Source organism: Neptuniibacter sp. QD34_54 (assembly GCF_047778055.1).
Taxonomy (GTDB): domain Bacteria; phylum Pseudomonadota; class Gammaproteobacteria; order Pseudomonadales; family Balneatricaceae; genus Neptuniibacter.
Genome location: NZ_CP180546.1, coordinates 1,543,270 through 1,560,775, shown reverse-complemented (window position 1 = coordinate 1,560,775; position 17,506 = coordinate 1,543,270). Strand labels below are relative to the sequence as shown.

The 17,506-nt window shown below is 43.3% G+C and carries 19 protein-coding genes; 4 read left to right on the top strand and 15 right to left on the bottom strand.

The features are described from left to right. Nucleotides 1–8 precede the first annotated feature (8 nt). The 12 genes from ACMXYP_RS07190 to ylqF form a co-directional block, all read right to left on the bottom strand. Nucleotides 9–545 (bottom strand): PepSY-associated TM helix domain-containing protein, encoded by a 537-nt coding sequence (locus ACMXYP_RS07190; RefSeq protein WP_415884331.1) that lies wholly within the window; start codon nt 543–545, stop codon nt 9–11. 271 nt (nt 546–816) lie between these two features. Next, nucleotides 817–2,763: a TonB-dependent receptor domain-containing protein gene (locus tag ACMXYP_RS07185; protein WP_415884330.1), complete on the bottom strand. Its 1,947-nt coding sequence runs from the start codon at nt 2,761–2,763 to the stop codon at nt 817–819. 115 nt (nt 2,764–2,878) lie between these two features. After that, entirely contained in the window at nt 2,879–4,117 is a 1,239-nt protein-coding gene (locus ACMXYP_RS07180) for an ATP-binding protein (protein WP_415884329.1), read from the bottom strand. Between the two features lie 98 nt (nt 4,118–4,215). Beyond that, a complete protein-coding gene (locus ACMXYP_RS07175) occupies nt 4,216–4,941 on the bottom strand; it encodes a response regulator transcription factor (RefSeq protein ID WP_415884328.1) in 726 nt (241 codons plus the stop codon). 4 nt (nt 4,942–4,945) lie between these two features. Further along, complete coding sequence (locus ACMXYP_RS07170) at nt 4,946–6,121, bottom strand: tetratricopeptide repeat protein (RefSeq protein WP_415884327.1); 1,176 nt, start codon at nt 6,119–6,121, stop codon at nt 4,946–4,948. 58 nt (nt 6,122–6,179) lie between these two features. Further along, entirely contained in the window at nt 6,180–6,824 is a 645-nt protein-coding gene (locus tag ACMXYP_RS07165; RefSeq protein WP_415884326.1) for an energy transducer TonB, read from the bottom strand. Continuing rightward, entirely contained in the window at nt 6,824–7,234 is a 411-nt protein-coding gene (locus ACMXYP_RS07160) for an ExbD/TolR family protein (RefSeq protein ID WP_415884325.1), read from the bottom strand. The genes ACMXYP_RS07165 and ACMXYP_RS07160 overlap by 1 nt, the downstream gene beginning before the upstream one ends. Continuing rightward, the gene (locus tag ACMXYP_RS07155) at nt 7,231–7,749 is read right to left on the bottom strand and encodes a MotA/TolQ/ExbB proton channel family protein (RefSeq protein WP_415884324.1); all 519 of its coding nucleotides are present in this window, start codon (nt 7,747–7,749) and stop codon (nt 7,231–7,233) included. The genes ACMXYP_RS07160 and ACMXYP_RS07155 overlap by 4 nt, the downstream gene beginning before the upstream one ends. Continuing rightward, nucleotides 7,739–9,094: a MotA/TolQ/ExbB proton channel family protein gene (locus tag ACMXYP_RS07150; protein ID WP_415884323.1), complete on the bottom strand. Its 1,356-nt coding sequence runs from the start codon at nt 9,092–9,094 to the stop codon at nt 7,739–7,741. Before ACMXYP_RS07150 ends, ACMXYP_RS07155 begins: the two co-directional genes overlap by 11 nt. Nucleotides 9,095–9,096: 2 nt before the next feature. Then, nucleotides 9,097–9,852, bottom strand: coding sequence for a DUF3450 domain-containing protein (locus tag ACMXYP_RS07145; RefSeq protein ID WP_415884322.1), 756 nt, complete (start codon nt 9,850–9,852; stop codon nt 9,097–9,099). A gap of 99 nt (nt 9,853–9,951) precedes the next feature. Further along, nucleotides 9,952–10,215 carry a hypothetical protein gene (locus ACMXYP_RS07140; RefSeq protein ID WP_415884321.1) on the bottom strand — a complete coding sequence of 88 codons (264 nt, stop codon included), beginning with the start codon at nt 10,213–10,215 and terminating at the stop codon, nt 9,952–9,954. Further along, the gene (gene ylqF / locus ACMXYP_RS07135) at nt 10,215–11,141 is read right to left on the bottom strand and encodes a ribosome biogenesis GTPase YlqF (protein ID WP_415884320.1); all 927 of its coding nucleotides are present in this window, start codon (nt 11,139–11,141) and stop codon (nt 10,215–10,217) included. The genes ACMXYP_RS07140 and ylqF overlap by 1 nt, the downstream gene beginning before the upstream one ends. Nucleotides 11,142–11,338: 197 nt before the next feature. Between ylqF and ACMXYP_RS07130 the strand changes: the two genes are divergently transcribed. The 4 genes from ACMXYP_RS07130 (at nt 11,339) to ACMXYP_RS07115 (ending at nt 16,054) form a co-directional block, all read left to right on the top strand. Then, entirely contained in the window at nt 11,339–12,556 is a 1,218-nt protein-coding gene (locus tag ACMXYP_RS07130; RefSeq protein WP_415884319.1) for an EAL and HDOD domain-containing protein, read from the top strand. A gap of 193 nt (nt 12,557–12,749) precedes the next feature. Continuing rightward, complete coding sequence (locus ACMXYP_RS07125; RefSeq protein WP_415884318.1) at nt 12,750–13,373, top strand: DUF2889 domain-containing protein; 624 nt, start codon at nt 12,750–12,752, stop codon at nt 13,371–13,373. Between the two features lie 17 nt (nt 13,374–13,390). Beyond that, nucleotides 13,391–13,936 carry a hydrolase gene (locus ACMXYP_RS07120; protein WP_415884317.1) on the top strand — a complete coding sequence of 182 codons (546 nt, stop codon included), beginning with the start codon at nt 13,391–13,393 and terminating at the stop codon, nt 13,934–13,936. A 165-nt stretch (nt 13,937–14,101) separates the two neighbouring features. Beyond that, nucleotides 14,102–16,054 (top strand): acetoacetate--CoA ligase, encoded by a 1,953-nt coding sequence (locus ACMXYP_RS07115; RefSeq protein WP_415884316.1) that lies wholly within the window; start codon nt 14,102–14,104, stop codon nt 16,052–16,054. A 29-nt stretch (nt 16,055–16,083) separates the two neighbouring features. On the opposite strand, the gene ACMXYP_RS07110 is transcribed toward ACMXYP_RS07115, so the two are convergent. From ACMXYP_RS07110 to ACMXYP_RS07100, 3 genes are all read right to left on the bottom strand, one after another. Further along, entirely contained in the window at nt 16,084–16,551 is a 468-nt protein-coding gene (locus ACMXYP_RS07110) for a DUF2846 domain-containing protein (protein ID WP_415884315.1), read from the bottom strand. Between the two features lie 4 nt (nt 16,552–16,555). Then, nucleotides 16,556–17,047 carry a DUF1499 domain-containing protein gene (locus ACMXYP_RS07105; protein ID WP_415884314.1) on the bottom strand — a complete coding sequence of 164 codons (492 nt, stop codon included), beginning with the start codon at nt 17,045–17,047 and terminating at the stop codon, nt 16,556–16,558. 98 nt (nt 17,048–17,145) lie between these two features. Further along, nucleotides 17,146–17,427 (bottom strand): peptidylprolyl isomerase, encoded by a 282-nt coding sequence (locus ACMXYP_RS07100; RefSeq protein ID WP_415884313.1) that lies wholly within the window; start codon nt 17,425–17,427, stop codon nt 17,146–17,148. Nucleotides 17,428–17,506: the final 79 nt, after the last annotated feature.

Below are 17,506 nucleotides of genomic sequence, written 5' to 3'. Positions count from 1 at the left end.
AAAATTCCTTAAGCCATCAAAAGCCAAACGTAAGCAAGCGCCATTGAGCCGGTACCTATTAGGCTCATTGCAAAGAGCTTGTTACGCTTTTTCTTTTGCGGGATGACTAACCAAAAGCCAGTTAAAGTAAAAATCAGCATGAGCAGTGCGGAAATATCGATAAATCCGCGCCAAAGCTCGCCACTGTAACGCCCCATGTGAAGATCATTTAACGTCGCAACAACACCGTAATTTTGTTGTTCTACTAGCACCTCGCCTGCCCCCACATCGGCTTCGACGATGCTGTAACCACCTGGGCGTTTAATATCGATAACGAGGAAGCGCTCCTCTGCTTCCCATTCGTAACTTACTTTGTTGCCATAGATGCCATGCTCAGAACTAAGCCATTTACGCAGCTGATTAGCCTGATCAAGGGGCTCTGTATCCCATATCCCCTCAACTAAAAAAGAATCTGGCATATCTACCGTTAACTGTTTCGGAGCATCAGCACTTTCAAACCAATCTCGGTGGTTTAGCGTAATGCCTGTCACCGTGAAGAACAGCATTATCACGAGCATAAACATAGAGGTATAACTATGAAGCCAGCGGACTAACCGATTAGATTTTCCTTTAGGCTGAGATTTAGACTTGGGCTGAGTCTTCGTGTTTGGCTGTTGTGTAAGGATCTGGTTCATTGGAAAGATAAAAGAGAATCAAAACCATTACGATAAACGATTCTCTTTATAAGGCTTTAATATCGTTACAATCTTTACAGAAAAGCAGCGCCCTACTTCGTAGAGCGCTGCCACCTTAAATCCCTGAAGGGGAAGGGATAGATTAGAACGTATAAGCCGCAGTTAACTTAAAGTTACGGCCAGGCTCGTAATCGTTTAGGTGAAGATCACCAAATAGAGGGTGAAAACTGTCACCGATACGTGAAGCATGGGATGTGTAATGCTCATCAAAGATATTTTCTACGCCGAAGGTCAGATTAAGACCATCAACCTGCTTTGGTGTCCAACGAGCGGAGATGTTATGTACATCATAAGATGGTTTATCAAAGTGCTCTTCTTTGATCGTTACAAGCGAGGTCCAGTTAACCGCTAGATCTTGTGCTGGCATGTGGTAATCAAGTCCCAAAGAGATGCTATCACCCACTTGACGGCCTAATGGCTCGTCCGTGACATCATTAGCTGATTCTGAGTGAGCATAGGTAAAGCGAGCATCAAAGTTACCTTTGCTCAGACCTAAGCTAGTTTCAAAACCTTGGATACGGTAGTCACCAATATTTTGCAGAGCATTACTACCATCATCGATGTAATCATCCACATCGGTACGGAAGACGGTTAAAGCAAAATTCAATCGATCCAAACCAAAACGTTGACGATCTTCAAATGTGATGCCAATTTCCGAGTTTAAGCCTGTCTCAGGCTTCAACTCATTATTCTCTACAGTAGATGCAGGAACGAAAACTTCTGATAAGTTAGGCCCTTGGAATAGCTCTGTAGCACTCGCTCGAACAGTCCAAGCGTCAGTTAGCGGATAAACAGCATTCAAACCAAATGTTGTTTCAGTAAATGTTTCATCAGATACAGCGGTATCTAGCTTATATCGGTTATAACGAACACCCGGTGTCAGCGCTAGACCGTTAGAAAATTCGATTTCATCTTCAATGTAAGCTGCGTAAGACTTTGCTTTTTCAGTGTTTATAGTTACCGAATCATCTTGCAATTTGGTTTTCTGACGGTAAACCTCAAAACCATAGCGGACATTATGCGTAGTCTCTTCACCTGAAATAATAGATTCAGCAAGAACATTCACACCACTATGATTCGCTTCACCTTCACGATAACGATAGGTTGCAAAAGTGTTATCGTCCTCATCACGCCATAAATTCATATCGTTTTCGTAGACAGTGGCACGTAGGTTCAGCATGTCACCAAGATCGAGTTCATAACCTAGAGTGATTGTTTGACGCTCAAATTCTGTTGGGTATACAGTCGTACCTGTGATTGATGAATTAGTCGCAGCGCCCATATCAGCACGAGGCGCATAGTCACCTTCATCGGTGTACTTGTCATAACTTAATTCGATTCGGTTAGACTCATTAATATCAAGGCCAAACTTAACTAGGCCATTCTTAATATCACCATCATTACCAACGCTTTCAACACCTGCGCCATCTTCCGGGTTGTCACGGTTTACGTCATTGAAGTAAACAATGGCGTCTAACTGATCGTTTAGTTGGCCATAGGCAGTAACAGAATAATTATGGTAATCATTGCTAGCATAGCCAGCACTTATACGTGCGCCTACTTGCTGACCATCACGCAAAAGATCTTTTGCATCTTTTGTTTCAAAAGCGACGCCACCTGAAAGACCACCAGTCAAAACAGAGTTAGTACCTACCTGAAGATCAACAGCTTTTAGAATATCCGCATTAATTAACAAGTTACCCATATGGTGGTAAACGTTGTTGTTCTGCTTTGCTCCATCAATCGTAATATCAAGATCATAGTCTTCCATACCACGAATATTGATTCGCTGATTAAGGGAATGGGCACCACCAATATCTACACCAGCCTGATCTCGAAGCAGATCACTCAGATGGTCTACTTGTTTAATCTCGATATCATCACTCAACATCGTCGAAGCATTACTGATCTGAGTACCCCAAACTTGTACTTTTTGACCTTCAACTGCTGACGAATCTGCCCATGTTTGAGTTGCTATACCAATGGCTAAAACCAATGGCAATTTCTTAGCGCAAATATGCGTTTTCATTATTCATACCACTTAATCTAAATGCGAATCGAGTGCATTATTCATTAGATATAAAGTAGCAGTTACAAGATTTACACTTCTTACAAAAATAACACTAATATTTGGAGGGTTTTATTTAACGAGGTAGCTTGATATTGATATCCAGCCCACCGTATGGGTTCAGGCTCGCCTTGATAGAACCACCCAGCATTTGAATTTGCCGCTGGCATAAAGCTAAACCTAATCCAGCCCCGCCAACATCACGGCTACGGGCCTTATCAGTACGAAAGAAAGGATCGAAGATCTTAACTAGATCATTTTCGGGTACGCCTGGCCCCCGATCAGACACACAGATATTCAGCTCATTACCCTTTTCAAAACAAGTCAGCTCAACGGGTTGATCAGCGGGACTATATTTCATCGCATTTCTTACCACATTCTCCAATGCTTGAGATAGCGCTTGTTGCGATGATTCTGAAACGTTCAGAGTTTGAGCATAGTTACGGATTAGTATTCGGCCAGAGTATTCAAAAAGTGCATCGTCACATATCAGATCCAGCAAGGTAGCTAGATTAAACGCTTCACTTAGCTCCACTTCTGGATCTCCATCTAGCCATGCTAGGGTCAATGCATCTTCAACCAACTGATGCATTTGATCTACTTCACGTTGAAGCCTAGGTAAAAGCTCCTTAGATTTTTCTTGATCATCCCGGCATATCTCAATCGCTAGTCCGATTCGCGTCAGCGGAGTTCTTAACTCATGCGATAGATCACCTAAAAGCTGTCTCTGAGAATTAACCAAACGCTCTACCCTTGCAGCCATACTGTCAAAAGATTCGGCGACTTGGGTTAATTCGTCTTTACGATTATCTGGTAGATTTGGCAACACACGTGCAGAAAGGTCGCCTGAAGCTAATTTTAAAGTGCCCTGATTTAAAGCTTCTAAAGGGCGCATTAGGTATCTATAGGCTATCCAGCAGAAAATCAGAATGATGAAAGAAGGAATTACAATGGTCAGTAGGCTATGTACCAGATCAGTATCTACCTTTGGATACATCCCTCTTGGCAGCTCAATTACAAAGGTGCCGGTTTGCTGTTCTAAAGGAATTCCAATGAGCACATTTTCCATGAATTCATGGACTGGCCAGTACACATAACGCTGAAAACCTATTTTGCTTTTTAAAGCCTCAGGAATGGGTTGACTAGAGATAATGGTGTTATCTGCAGTTACTAATGCAGACCAGGTATTTAAATCCTTTTCGATTTGCTCTGTGAGCTGGAGCACAGATTTAGCGCCTTCAGTTTCAAATCGCTCACTAGCTTCCTTGGCTAAGGATTTTAACCTCTCCTGACTATCTTCAGATATTTCAGTCATCCCAATAGTCACTTCATATGAGAGATGGTGAAGACTAGAAAAGATAATCAATGATACGGCTAATAAGCTAAAACTAAGCTGCCAGAATAATCTCCGGCTCATTGATAACAGTACCCTTGGCCACGGATCGTTTTTATTTTCTGCTCATCGACAATCCCAGCCATTTTCGAGCGAAGATTACTAACATGCATATCTAAACTTCGGTCGTAACGACTAAAAGGCTTACTCAGAATTAACTGATAAAGATAAGGCTTTGTCAGTATTTCATCTTTATGGGTGATAAATGTTTTTAAAAGATCATGTTCGATCGGCGTCAGTTCAATATCGCCGTCATCTGACTGTAAACATTTTTTCTTGGAGTCTAGCTTAATAGCACCGTCTGCTAAAACGCCATCGGATTTATCCATTTTGTTAGGTTTACTTCGTCGAAGTAACGCCTCAACCCTAAGCAACAGCTCAGTCATATTGAATGGTTTTGGCAGATAATCATCCGCACCGCCCTTAAATCCTTCAATTCGATCTTGCTCGGCACCGCAAGCAGACAACATAACAACGGGAGTATCGCGATATTTGCGTAAACGCTGTAGAACTTCTAAACCATCTAATTCAGGTAGCATTTTATCTAGAAGAATCAGATGAAAGTTCTGATTTATAGCGGTAACCAAACCCTCCCTTCCGGTGAAGCTTTGAACCGTATGGTAGCCCTGTTTTTTTAACAGCTCCGAAACAGAGTTACTTACCTCGCGATCATCCTCGATCAAGAGGATACGTGCTGGATTAAAATTTTTGATCCCTTCAAGGGCCTTAACCGGTGCTGATGTCATAGGTTCAACCTTTTGCCTGAAGATCCATTTCCATCTGGTCTAGATACCGAATCCAATTCGCTGCCATTTTCCCGTATTTAGCATCGCCTTCTGCCGCTGCTAAAGATATTCTCGCTTGCTCAAAATGCTTTTGATTGATTTGAGCGATACCCTGCATCAACTTAATCTGAGCTACTTTTTTAGGTTTGCGCTTCAACAGATTAGCAAGCGTTTTCTCTGCTTGATCCCACCGTTTCTCTTGCAGCTGAATCTGCGCCAGCTGTAAAGATACTTTCTCACTTGGTGCGATACTGTTTAGCTTCGAAAGCACTTTAATCGCCTTAGGCTTCTCTTGCGCGCGAATCCAAGCACTACTTAACAACCTTAAGTTTTTAGCGTTTTGCTTGATCACACCTTTCTGGAAACCCTGCTCGATCACTCTAGCGGCATGATAAGGAATACCCGAACGAAGCATTAACTGCGCGAGTAATTCATAATCATTGGCTGAGACTAACAACTTCCGCTCATATCCCAATCGCTGAGTAGCGAGTGCAGATTTGTGATCCCCTGCTTGTATTTGCAGAGAAACCAACTGACGCCATTGCTTGGGATTAGAGGAGTAATGTTGAATCACAACTTGCTGCTGTTTAGCTGCCTGCTTCCACTGCTTAAGCTCAATATGCGCCGCTATTTTCAGCTGATACCAGCTTTCTGGTGCTATCCCTTTGTAACGAATCGCTTTAGTGATGTGTGGTAACAGGGATTTCCAACGCTTCAGCTGACTATAAGCTTGAGCCATCATCAGATGGTCATTCGCTTTTACCGAAACCCCAGGACTAGCCATCCATTGTTGAAGATTAGAAACACAGCTTTTCCAAGCTTCCTGCATACAATAAAGCTGCCCTAGAGTGCGCAATAGATTAATCTGCTGTGCATCAGGCAAGGCTTTTAAAGCTTGGGTAGCTTTCAGATACTTTATTGCAGAGGAATAGCGCTCCTGCTGGAGAGCAACTTGAGCAAGATTATGCTGCACAAGCGCTTTAGCATAATCAGACTTAACCTTTTGCTCAGCAGCCAACAATTGCTGATTCGCTTGTTTCCACTGCCCCGCCTCCATTGATTTAAAGGCAGCATTTAGCTGTTTATACTCATAAGCAGATAGAGCAGGCTTCGCCGCATGCCCCTGGAGAGCAAACAACAAAAAACAAACTGTAATTAATGATCGCAACATTTTTCTAAACTGTTCTATTCAGTTCTATTTACTTATCGAGTTTAAATTCCAAAACCTGACGCGCTTTAAACTTGACCGCTTGTCCGTCTACGGTTTTGATTTTAAATCGCCAACGCTTAATCGCTTTAATAACTGCGCTATCAAAGGTACCTTTTGGATTAGATTCAATAACCTTAATAGTGTCTGGTTTAACTGTGCCAGCTTCAGTCACCAAAAACTCCACCGTTACACTACCTTCAACTTTACGGCGCAATGCCCTTCTCGGGTAACTAGGCGGCACCTGACTCACTGCTGTAGGATTAGTATCTAATACAAGCTCAGGCGTCGGCACAGCCAGGTTATTTAGCGATGGTGATAGTGCGACGCTAATTCCAACATCGATGTTTGGAATATCAACGGCCGTCACAGGCGTGCTGGTAATAGGCACAACCTGCTGTTGCACCTGTGGCATTTCGGGCTGGGCTTCTGGAACGATCTCTTCCGGCTCTGGCGGTAATTCACGGCTACGCGCCTCGACATCACTCTCCTGGCGAACCATTAAAAAGTCCAGATCAGGCGTTAAGACACTTTCAGGTTCTACCTGCTTGCCAATACCCGAAACCATAGCCAATGCATAAAAAAGCAATATAGCTAATAACAGGCCTCCAGGGGCAACGACTAAAGCACGCAGCATTATTGCGAACCTGCTTGAGTAGCCACTGTATAGTTCACATTAGCCAAACGCAGCTGATCGATCACCTTAACCAGTTGACCTGTAGTCGCTTGTTCATCCGCTTGAATAACAACGTTGATTTCAGATTGTTCGCTTTTCAGACGCTCAATCGCAGGGCGCACCATACGCACGTCGACAGGCTTACGATCGACCCAAATTTCATTGTTAGCAGAGATCGCGACTAAAACTGCCGTTTTACTCTGACTTTCACTGGTTTGCGCTGTAGGGCGATTAACATCGATGCCTGCCTCACGCACAAACGAAGTGGATACAATAAAGAAGATCAGCATGATGAACACCACATCCAACATAGGTGTCATATTGATTTCGGCATCATCCTGCTGCTGAGTTAAATTGACTCGCTGTCTCATGCTGCAGACTCCTCATGTAACACTCGGCGCAAGCGGTTTCTTTCCGCTTCAGACCATCTAGATAAACGGTTGTAAAAAAGTAATCCCGCTACAGCGACTGCCATCCCCGTCATTGTTGGGAATGTTGCGCTAGCCACACCAGCGGCCATCATTCGCGGATTACCTGTGCCATATAGAGCAAGGCTGTCAAAAACTTGAATCATGCCAGTCACCGTGCCTAACAAGCCAATCAACGGACATAAAGTTATTAGATTTTTGATCATCTGAAATTGGCTTTTCAAAGCTAAGTCCAGATCACAAACAGCACTCAATTTCTTAACTGGCGAGCTTTGCCCTTGCAAATAATCTAACAATGAGGCTCTCTGCTTGGGGTAAGCCCATACTCTATAGCTGATACGTTCAAGGATAAGGGTGAACATCAGAAAGCTTACCCATAGAATCAGATAGAGCACCCACCCTCCGGTTTGGAAAAATTGCCCTAAGGCAAACATCCAATCATGAAGACTAGGCCACATGAGTGCTCTTCTCTTCTTTTGCAATAGATTCATCAGTCGCCAACAAGCCCAAGCTTTTCTCTTGAAGCAACTGAGTGATGCGACGGCTTCTGCTGGTCAAATAGCTATGGCAGAACAACAACGGTATAGCTACAACCAAACCTAAAACGGTTGTCATCAATGCTTGAGAGATACCACCCGCCATCAACTTGGGATCACTGGTACCGAACAGGGTGATACTCTGGAAGGTCGCGATCATACCGATCACTGTACCTAAAAGACCCAAAAGCGGAGCAACGGCAGCTAAAAGTTTAACGATGCTTTGGCCCTGCTCGATTTTTGGTACTTCTTTAAGAATCAGCTCATCAACTTTCATCTCTAGCTGATCTAAGCCTAGTTTCGAACGACTAACTGCCTGCAGTACTCGCCCAAGGGGATTGTTATCCATTAGTTGCGTAGGTTGTGCTAATTGCTTTCTCACCTGCAGCTCAGTTTTGGTCATACGCATCATTTGCCAGAATGCCACCAGCAAACCAATTAAGCCCAAACCCATGATGATGTAGCCTACCTCACCCCCCTGATGAAGCCTCTCGACAAGCTTCGGCATACGATCCAACAACGCAAATAACTGACCACGACTTGGATCAATCAATACATCCTCGCCATTACCATTTTGATAATCGATGATATCTTGTTGAGCACCTGCACTTGGCTGAGTCGTTAAAACCGACAGTTTTTGCTGCTGAAGATCCCAATGTAAGAACTGGCCATCATTAGTAGCTGCAGCAAAGGTACCTATACGTAAGACCTCTGTATCAGCAGTAACACCTTCCCGATTTACAACAGGAACCGTAACTTGCTTTATTTCACCAGTGGCAGTCATTTCGAGCTGCAGCTGGTACCAAAGGCTTTGTAGATCCTGAAGTTTTGGTACACGTTTAGAATCAGCAAATGAAAGTTGATCTAAACGACCAGGGTTATCAGCACTGGTCATTGAATCCATCAAAACTGGTACTAATTCGGATGCAGATTCTTTAGCAACGCCGAATACTTCACCTAGCTGACCTGAACGTTGCTGTAGTGCTGCTTCTAATTCAGCAAGCTGTTCATCATTTGCATCAAACTCAGCTTTTAATCGCTCCTGCTCAGCTTCGGCTGCAGCTAAACGCGCCTTACTTTTCGCTAGAAGCGTTTTTTGTTTACTTAAATCAGCATTGAATTCTGCTTCACGTTGGCGGTTGATCGCCGTATCGGTGCTATTAATCTGTTTTACGTCGTTAAGTAAGCCTTTAAGCGGCGCAGTTTCAGCGAATACTGTTAGCGAGCTAAGACCAAGGACTGCGGCTAAACCGAATTGTTTCAACATTATTATCGCTCCAGCTTAGGCAGTGGTAGGTTTAACAAACTTGGCACCTGCTGCTGCCGAGCGATTTGTATAGCTTTAGTAAGCTCTAAATTCTGCGAATCAGTAAGCACCTGCCAAGACTGTGAAGAAGGCTGCCATAGCGCACTTTCAGCACCATTTAGCGACTGGTAGTACAGTACTGCTCGGCCTAGACGCAGGAACGTAACCTGTTGGCCATTATTTGAAGCGAGTGCACCTTTATACGATTCAAATGTTCGACCGTACTGTACTTCAACAGCATAGGCCTCAAGAATCTGACGGTACTTCTCTGCCACGCTGACATCAGCGCGAAGCAAGAGCGCCTCAAGTTTCTCTAAACGCTCGTTACGTTCCGACTGTAAGAAAGGTGTATCTTGCGCCACAAATTTACCTAATGTTTCAACCATCTGGTTCAACATAGGTAAAACGGCCTTATCCGTTTCTTCAATAGAGGCGATTTGCGCTTCCAAATCTAAAACTTCTTTTTTCTGCGACTCAATCAGTAAAGCCACTTGCGCATTGTATGCCTCGGTCACATCCGACAGACGCTCATTGGTGAGATATTCATCAACTGCAACTTGAGTGCTCTGCTCAATATTATCGATGCGTTTTTGTGATTGTTGGCTTTGATTATGTGCCGCTACTGTTTTCTTAGTACCAACATCCAGGTCGTTAGCCGCGAAAACAGGAACGCCTGAAATAGCGACAGCTAAAAGAGAATATTTAAACAGAGATTTCATGACCAGCAACTTACAGCTAAATAAAAATGAGAATAATTATCCGTTAGATTAATAAAACAGACAACCCGCTTTACAATACTTACAACTAAAAAGAGAGCGCTATTCAGCACTCTCTTCTTTGGATTTATTTAGTTCACGAATCTTATCAGCCAGTCTAGTTTTACGCTCTGGTTGCTTCTTACTTGTGGAGCTGTCATCAGCTTGACGCTGTTTTTCAAATACCGATTGATTCTTTTTCTTTTCCTGCTTAGCTTTGCGTCGTCTGCTATCGTAACTATCAGGATCAGCCAAACGCTCATTTCGTGTTGGGCCTTCATTTGGAATAAAGCCTTTTGCTTTTCGGCTTTTCTTTAAACGTGCCATTACTTACTACCTTCTTTTTCCGCAGCCGCCTGTGCTTCTGCTTCTAATCGTTCTTGCTCTAATCTTTCCTGTTCAGCGATACGGCGTTTTTCTTCCCACTCTAGAACAGTTTCAAAACTTAATTTACCCAGTTTACCCGAACGTATTTCATTTAAGAGCAACGTTGACGCTTTATTTCGATCAACAACACCACCTGGGCGCAAACACCCTCTTCGACGACCAATTTCGTCCAAAACACCTTCCGCAAGCTCCGGCATCTCTTTAAATTTAAAACGCTCTACTAATCGATCAGGATAATCATCTCGCATGAACCCTGCGGCAAATATCGCCACGTCTTCATGTTCAATGGCCGTATCTTTGATTGCACCACTTGCTGCTAATCGATAACCCGAATCTACGTCTTCAATTTTTGGCCACAAAATGCCTGGTGTGTCTGACAACGCCATACCATTACGTGTGGTAAAGCGAGTCTGGCTTTTAGTAACAGCTGGCTCGTTCCCCACTTTGGCAATTTTCTTGCCTAACAAGGCATTAATTAGCGTAGATTTACCAACATTAGGAATCCCCATAATCATGGCACGCACTGGACGTCCAGATTCTGAGCGAGACGGTGCCATCTGCTTACAAATCTCAGCAATTCTATTAATCAGTTTCTTTTGTGTATGATCAAGCGATATAGCGCGAGTATCTGGAAGACTATTAAAGTAATCGATCCATTCCTGCGTTTTTTTATCATCAGCCAAATCGCTCTTATTAAGGAGCTTTAACGCTGGCTTGCCCTTACGCAAAGTGTTAACCAATGGGTTTTCGCTGGATTGAGGCAGGCGCGCATCAAGCACTTCAATAATTACATCTACCTCATCCATTACTTTAGCGATCTCTTTCCGGGCTTTATGCATGTGCCCTGGAAACCAATTAATACTCATTGGTACATCCCGAATTTGTAAAAGTACACTATTATACTGCATGGAGAACGTGAATGCTGGCTTGCGACTATTACTAGCAGCTTCTATTCCCATTTTTACATAGAACAACTGCATTTTCTTATGAAACAAATGTCCTGTAGGTGATACACTGAGGGCATTCCGCTTTTTCTTATTTTGCACAAGGACCAAGCACCTTTATGGAATCGTCTGAAAACTCTCAAGTGCTAATGGCTCGCCAACCTATTTTTGATCGAAATCAGAAAGTAGTTGCGTATGAGCTTCTATATAGAACTGAAGACGCCCAAGGACATGCGCTATTTTCAACTAGCGAAGCTACGGGTGAAGTCCTACTCAATGCCTACACTAGCATTTCTGATGCTGGGGAATTAAAACGAGTACCGGCTTTTATCAATCTGACTAGAGATATCCTTGTCGAGCAAAAATTACCGGAAGTTTCTAAAAAACACATCGTTTTGGAAATATTGGAAGACATCGAACCTGACGAAGAGGTTATCGAAGCTGTCAGAGCCCTTCATAGCGAAGGTTACCGAATCGCTATGGATGATTTCATATACGATTCAAAATTCGACCCACTGCTTGAACTAGCACAAATCGTAAAAGTCGATGTTTTTGAAATGAGTGCTGAGCAAATCAAAGAACAGGTTCAACAATTACGTCCTCATAAAGTGACTCTTCTCGCTGAAAAAATTGAGACACATGAACAACTAGAAACCTGCATAAATCTTGGCTTCAAACTTTTCCAAGGCCACTTTTTAAGTAAGCCTAAGGTGATCAAGGGTAAAAAAATTCAAGGCAGCCAAGTTGCATTGATGCAGCTAATCCAAGAGTTGCAAAACCCTAAAGCAACACCTGAAAAACTTGAAGAGCTGATCATCCGTGACCCAGCCTTAACCTATAAATTGTTACGTATCGTGAACTCTGCAGGCTACAGCCTAGTTAGACAGGTAGAATCTGTAGCTGAAGCGATTGTACTGCTTGGTTTAGAGCAAGTTAAAAAATGGGCGACGTTGATTGCGATGTCATCTAATCAAGAGAAACCAGAAGAGCTTTCTAGAAGTTTATTGGTTCGTGGCCGCATGTGCGAAGAGATAGCCCAAGCACAGAAGAAGAGCAACTATGGCAGCTACTTTATGGCTGGCATGATGTCAGGACTACATGCCCTTTTAGATATTGAACGTGAAACTATGCTGGAGCAAGTTCCACTAGGCGATGACATCAAAAATGCCGTTAGTCTTGGCCAAGGTGAAATTGGCCAAGTCTTAAGGAATGTAGTGAACTATGAAAATGGTGATTGGGATCTTTTACCAATGGATCTAGACGGCACCCTGTACGATCAAGCTTACCGGGCCAGCCTTGAATGGACTCAGGAATCCATGCAAGCAATGTACGAATAATCATCTACCTTTCTAGTAATTCAGGGCAGCATCGACTGCCCTGAATTATTTTTATCTAGAACAAACCTATCTTTCGTCTAAAAAACTCCATTTCCTAAGCTTATTTAGGATTATTTACTGTGTTTCTAACTTTTTCACATTAGAATAGCCGCATTTAAAGTACCGCCCTTTACTATCATAAAAAGCAGTAATTATGCCTTTACCAGCACCCGTTAATCGTACGCTTAAACATACCCGCAAAGTCGTTTGCGAAGGCTACAAAAGAGAAGATGGCCTATGGGATATTGAAGCCCATCTTGTTGACACAAAAACCTTCGACATGGATCACTACGGTCATGACGGCACTTTGGTTGCTGGCGCGCCCTTACACGGTATGGCTGTGCGAATTACTGTCGATATGGACCTAAACATATTAGATGCCGTAGCTTGTATGGATGACACTCCATTCGAAAGCTGCAAGTCTATCTCAGATGCCTATACCCAGTTGATTGGGCTACAAATCATGCCTGGGTTTACCAAACAGACCAAAGAACTGTTTAGTGGTCGTAAAGGATGTACTCACCTGCTTGAATTGTTAGGCCCACTGGCTACTGCGGCTTTCCAATCTACTCATCAAGAGCGAGAACTACTTGAGAACTTCTGGCAGGACGGTAGCAAAAAGCCACCGATGCTTGATACCTGTCATACGCTCGCGACTAATGGCGCCATTGTGAAAGAGATCTGGCCTCATTATTATGAGGAAGATCAGCTGGAGACTTTGATTCCAGCAACTAACCTCGAACACGTACAATGCTGCAATGAGCTAGAACCAGCATAAAAATAAGGCTATTTCGCATGCTTATACACCCGAATAAATCTTGTCTGCTGATCATCGATATTCAAGATAAACTGGTAACCGCAATCCATAAAAAAGAAGAACTGATTGAAAATACAATCTGGTTAACAGCGATTGCAAACAAACTTAACGTACCGATCTTAACCAGTGAGCAATACCCTAAAGGCTTGGGCCATACGATTTCGGAATTAGCTGAGTTAATCCCAACAGAAGGCATTATGGAAAAAGAGTTTTTCTCTTGTATGTCGGAACCTGCTTGTAACGAGAAGATCAATTCCATCCGCCCTAACCAAGTTATTATTGCCGGCATGGAAGCGCACGTTTGCGTTCTACAAACAGCACTTCAGTTAAAACAACAAGCACGAGAAGTGTATGTAGTGGCGGACTGTGTGTCTTCGCGCAGCCCTGAAGATAAAGCACTCGCGCTCGATCGTATGCGCCACGCAGGCATACACGTTGTTAGCCGTGAGATGGTTGCCTTTGAGTGGATGCAAAAGTCAGGAACTGATGCGTTCCGCGATATCAGCAAAAACTTCCTGCGCTAATAATCAGCCCTGTCATCTATAGATGGCAGGGCTTACTCTCCCTATAGCTCTCCATCACCCCTCCCCAACAAACCAACTAAAAAATATTTCAGCCTCAACCCATATACAGGTAAACCCTTATTGTCTATTCTGTCTTATAGACATTGATTCAATTAGGAACTGTATATGACACAGCCATTGTGGAGCCCGAGCCAAGCACAAATCGAACAATCTCAGCTATATCAGTTTATGCAAAACATAAACAAAAGCTGTTCGGTCAAGCTGGATAGCTACTCAGATCTTCACCGCTGGTCTATAGAAAACCCTGAAAGCTTCTGGCTCAACATTTGGGAACAGTGCAATGTCATAGGTAGTACGGGGAACGCCCCATACCTGTTAAATGAAAACCTAATGCCAGGTGCAAAATGGTTCCCTGAAGCCCAATTAAACTTTGCAGAAAACCTTTTAAAGTATCGGGATCAAAACACCGCCATCATTAATTACAATGAAGCGGGTAAACGCTCAGAAATTAGCTATCAAGAACTCTATAACCAAGTTGCTCAATACGCTTCTGGCCTCAAAAAGGCAGGTATTACAAAGGGAGATGTGGTCGCTGGCTTCATGCCTAATATCACTGAAACCGTTATAGCTATGCTAGCAACGACATCGCTTGGTGCCATTTGGACTTCATGTTCCCCTGACTTTGGTGTGCAAGGTGTCATCGATCGCTTTGGCCAAGTAAAACCCAAAGTGATATTTACGACCCAATCCTACCTGTATAACGGCAAACGGATTGACTGTTTAGAAAAAATTTCAGGTATAGCCTCGCAATTAAGTGAAAACACAGCATTCGTCTTTGTACCTTATCTAGATGAACCAACACCTGAGTTCAGCCAGATAAAGAACGCCTGTGTACTTAGCGACTTTATCGATAGTAACGCACCCGAAGTCAATTTTACGCCGGTTAAGTTCTCTGATCCCCTATACGTCATGTACTCATCTGGTACCACTGGTACACCTAAATGCATTGTTCATAGCACTGGTGGCACACTCCTTCAACATCTCAAAGAACATCAATTACACACAGATATCAGCCGGGATGATAATCTCTTCTACTTCACCACCTGCGGCTGGATGATGTGGAATTGGCTGGTAAGCGGTCTGGCCTGTGGCTGTACTATCACATTATATGACGGCTCACCGTTTGCCCCCTCTCCCTCTGCTTTGTGGAATATGGCAGATAAAGAAAAGGTCTCTGTCTTTGGCACCAGTGCTAAATATATTGCAGCACTAGAAAAGGCAAATATCTCACCAAAGAAAGAATTCGAGCTTTCTGAATTGCGCGCGATACTATCGACAGGTTCACCACTAGCGCACGAAAGTTTTGATTACGTTTATCGGGAAGTAAAAACTGATCTTTTGCTGGCTTCAATATCGGGCGGTACAGATATCATCTCTTGCTTTGCTCTAGGGTGCCCAATACTCCCAGTCCAGAAGGGTGAGTTGCAATGCTTAGGCCTCGGAATGGATGTCGCCATTTTTGATGAAAGCGGCGTAGAAGTTACCCAGAAGAAAGGGGAATTAGTCTGCAAATCCCCATTCCCATCGATGCCTATCTACTTTTGGGACGATGCTGATGGTGAAAAATACCAAAATACCTATTTCAACCAATTCAAGAACCGCTGGGCCCATGGTGATTACGGAGAAATAACCGAACACGGTGGCATGATTATTCACGGCAGATCGGATGCGGTACTCAATCCAGGCGGTGTAAGAATTGGTACCGCTGAGATATATCGTCAAGTTGAACGAGTTGACGGGGTGATTGAGTCTTTATGCGTAGGCCAACCCTGGGAAAACGATACACGCGTAGTCCTCTTTGTGGTTATGTCTGAAGGAACTCTGCTTGACGATTGTCTACGCAATACAATTAAGCAGACAATCCGCCAACACACCACGCCAAGGCATGTACCAGCCAAGATAATCCAAGTGCCTGAAATCCCTAGAACCATCAGCGGGAAGATTGTTGAGCTGGCTGTAAGAAAGGTAATTTTAGGGGAAACAGTATCCAACAAAGATGCGCTAGCCAATCCTGATGCATTGGATTACTTCGCTAACCTACCGGAGCTAGCCAGCTAGCTCCGGCAGTGCAGTTTTTTAGGGCAATTTTACTGAAGGTTTAGTTTATTGATCTCGTAGATCGCATCGTCATGCTTCATAGGGGTGAGAAATAATTGGTACTTGGTTTTTTCTAGCAACCCCATCGTATTAGGGTCGTATCTCACCTGAAACTTAAGGTACTTCTGCTCGGTATGATGAACTGAGAATTTACGTTTAAAATCTCGCTCTTCCCATTTCGCTTTATCTGTTAGCCCGGTGAATAGAATTTCGTGCATACCGGGCTCAAGCTCAACAACAATGTACTTCTCTAATTTTAACAACCCAAAACTTTTACCATCGATAAATACTTCGGGGTACTTCCAACCCAGCGGCTGCTTACCTGGATTAGGCGCTTCAGGTCGATAGATATACACAACTGCATTATTCTCAACTTCGGGTTTAACATAGCTAAAGCCATACTTTGTCCCGCAACCACTGAGCACTATTGCCATAATGACGAGCAATACCTTATGCATCTGCTTACTCCTTGATCTTCGTTATCTCTTTCTCCAACTCAGAGATAATAGATTGAACACGAGCTTTGTTTACACCAAAATCAGAATAGCCCTCTCTCGATGCTGAGCGAAAGTGTACAAGGCGTTCTTCCATATCGATTCGAACCTCAAAGTCGTCTACAAACCCAAGTATACGGCTGCTAAACTCAGCAGCGATATATCGGTTTTCCTTAATAATGCTCTTAACCACACCACCAGAACTTTCAATAACCTTAATTAGAACAGTTATTACAGCATCTGAATCCTTAACATTGGCGGGTAACGCCAAAGGCTCTATGTAATGGGTTGTACCCGAAAATTCACTACATACGCAATTAGGCTTACTACTGCATTTAGTTAAACGACTATCAACAATTCCTGCCGGTTCACCGGCTCTTGACTTAAAGGCTTTAAATCCAAATAAGATGAGAACAGCAACAATTAAGAGCGAGATTACAGTAACAATCACTTTCAGCATAACACCAGCATCCAAGGATTAAATATAAATATCCAGATACAAAAAAGTGCCGCATAACGGCACTTTATAAGTCTTTAAGTTACAAGTTTAAACTTGTATTAGTCTTCGCGACTTGTCACTTCTAGTAGGTGGTAACCAAACTGAGTTTTGATTGGCCCTTGAACAACACCCACTTCACCTGTGAATACAGCTGTATCAAATTCTGGAACCATCTGACCACGGCCAAAAGAGCCTAGATCACCACCTTGAGCGCCTGATGGGCAAGTTGAGTTTTCTTCAGCAGCAACCGCGAAATCCAAACCACCTTCGATTTCTGCTTTTAGTTCGTTACAACGTGCTTCTGTATCTACAAGGATATGTCGAGCTGTAGCGCGTGCCATTTATGTTCTCCTAACAATATCATTCAAATTTGGTGCAAAAATTACCAAGCACCTAGTAATATCGCAACACTAACTCGCC

Bases quoted from the DNA above. Each gene is read 5' to 3' on its own strand.
- ACMXYP_RS07190 (WP_415884331.1), bottom strand. From the start codon at position 545: ATGCTGTTCTTCACGGTGACAGGCATTACGCTAAACCACCGAGATTGG.
- ACMXYP_RS07185 (WP_415884330.1), bottom strand. From the start codon at position 2,763: ATGAAAACGCATATTTGCGCTAAGAAATTGCCATTGGTTTTAGCCATT.
- ACMXYP_RS07180 (WP_415884329.1), bottom strand. From the start codon at position 4,117: ATGACTGAAATATCTGAAGATAGTCAGGAGAGGTTAAAATCCTTAGCC.
- ACMXYP_RS07175 (WP_415884328.1), bottom strand. From the start codon at position 4,941: ATGACATCAGCACCGGTTAAGGCCCTTGAAGGGATCAAAAATTTTAAT.
- ACMXYP_RS07165 (WP_415884326.1), bottom strand. From the start codon at position 6,824: ATGCTGCGTGCTTTAGTCGTTGCCCCTGGAGGCCTGTTATTAGCTATA.
- ACMXYP_RS07160 (WP_415884325.1), bottom strand. From the start codon at position 7,234: ATGAGACAGCGAGTCAATTTAACTCAGCAGCAGGATGATGCCGAAATC.
- ACMXYP_RS07155 (WP_415884324.1), bottom strand. From the start codon at position 7,749: ATGTGGCCTAGTCTTCATGATTGGATGTTTGCCTTAGGGCAATTTTTC.
- ACMXYP_RS07150 (WP_415884323.1), bottom strand. From the start codon at position 9,094: ATGTTGAAACAATTCGGTTTAGCCGCAGTCCTTGGTCTTAGCTCGCTA.
- ACMXYP_RS07145 (WP_415884322.1), bottom strand. From the start codon at position 9,852: ATGAAATCTCTGTTTAAATATTCTCTTTTAGCTGTCGCTATTTCAGGC.
- ACMXYP_RS07140 (WP_415884321.1), bottom strand. From the start codon at position 10,215: ATGGCACGTTTAAAGAAAAGCCGAAAAGCAAAAGGCTTTATTCCAAAT.
- ylqF (WP_415884320.1), bottom strand. From the start codon at position 11,141: ATGAGTATTAATTGGTTTCCAGGGCACATGCATAAAGCCCGGAAAGAG.
- ACMXYP_RS07130 (WP_415884319.1), top strand. From the start codon at position 11,339: ATGGAATCGTCTGAAAACTCTCAAGTGCTAATGGCTCGCCAACCTATT.
- ACMXYP_RS07125 (WP_415884318.1), top strand. From the start codon at position 12,750: ATGCCTTTACCAGCACCCGTTAATCGTACGCTTAAACATACCCGCAAA.
- ACMXYP_RS07120 (WP_415884317.1), top strand. From the start codon at position 13,391: ATGCTTATACACCCGAATAAATCTTGTCTGCTGATCATCGATATTCAA.
- ACMXYP_RS07115 (WP_415884316.1), top strand. From the start codon at position 14,102: ATGACACAGCCATTGTGGAGCCCGAGCCAAGCACAAATCGAACAATCT.
- ACMXYP_RS07110 (WP_415884315.1), bottom strand. From the start codon at position 16,551: ATGCATAAGGTATTGCTCGTCATTATGGCAATAGTGCTCAGTGGTTGC.
- ACMXYP_RS07105 (WP_415884314.1), bottom strand. From the start codon at position 17,047: ATGCTGAAAGTGATTGTTACTGTAATCTCGCTCTTAATTGTTGCTGTT.
- ACMXYP_RS07100 (WP_415884313.1), bottom strand. From the start codon at position 17,427: ATGGCACGCGCTACAGCTCGACATATCCTTGTAGATACAGAAGCACGT.